Genomic DNA, 954 nt, shown 5'->3' with positions numbered 1-954 from the left:
TCCGGTCGCCGATCTTATCTATCACCGCCTGCAGGGGATGGTCGCTGACGTACAGGCCGAGCAGCTCCTTCTCCCACTTGAGCTTCTCGCGCTGGGAGATGACGGCCTTGCCCTTCGCCAGCCGCACGCCGCTAAAACCTGCCGCCTCGCCCGTGCCGCCGAACAGAGTCAGCTGACCGGCCTCCTGCGCGCGGAAGTGCGCGGCGCTAGCATTGATCATCTGATCCAGGCCGTCCAGCAGCTCACCGCGCTCGCCGAAGGCATCCAGCGCGCCGACCTTGATCAGGCACTCCAGCGCGCGTTTGCCGACGTGGCGCAGGTCCACGCGCTGGCAGAAGTCATCAAGCGAGCGGAATCTGCCGCCCTGCGCGCGCGCGTTCAGGATGACCTGCACCGCGCCCTCGCCGACGTTCTTGATGGCCGCCAGGCCGAAGCGGATGGCGGATTTTTGATTTTGGATTTTGGATTGGGCCGCAACGATGCCGCCCGTCTTCGCCCTTGACTCTTGACCCCCGACTCTTGGCTTCGGCTCTTCGTCTTCAATCGAAAAATCAATCTGGCTGTAGTTCACGTCCGGCGGGCGGACTTCGATGCCGAGCGCGCGGCAATCCTCGACGTAGAGCGCGACGTTGTCGGTATCATGCTTGTACGCCGAGAGCAGCGCCGTCATATACTCGACGGGATAGCGGGCCTTCAGGTAAGCGGTCTGGACGGCAATGACGCCGTAGACGGCGGCGTGACTTTTGTTGAAGCCGTACCTCGCAAACTCCTCCCAGTCGTGGAAGATGGCCTCGGCGACTTCGCGCGGTATGCCGCGCTCCACCGCGCCCTTGACGAATTTCTCCTGATGCTTGAGCAGCGCTTCCTTCTGCTTCTTGGCAATGGCCTTGCGCAGGTCGTCGGACTCGCTCAGGCTGTAGCCGGCCAGCTCCACCGCCGCGCGCATAATCTGTT

General features: G+C 63.2%; 1 protein-coding gene. It reads right to left on the bottom strand.

The genetic code is table 11. The annotated features are described in order from the left end of the window. A partial coding sequence (locus NZU74_20185) for a DNA polymerase III subunit alpha (GenBank protein ID MCS6883649.1) occupies window positions 1-954 on the bottom strand: 954 nt, incomplete at both ends.

It is taken from the genome of Chloroflexaceae bacterium (assembly GCA_025057155.1).
Classification (GTDB): Bacteria; Chloroflexota; Chloroflexia; order Chloroflexales; family Chloroflexaceae; genus JACAEO01.
This window is presented reverse-complemented; position numbering and strand designations above follow the sequence as displayed.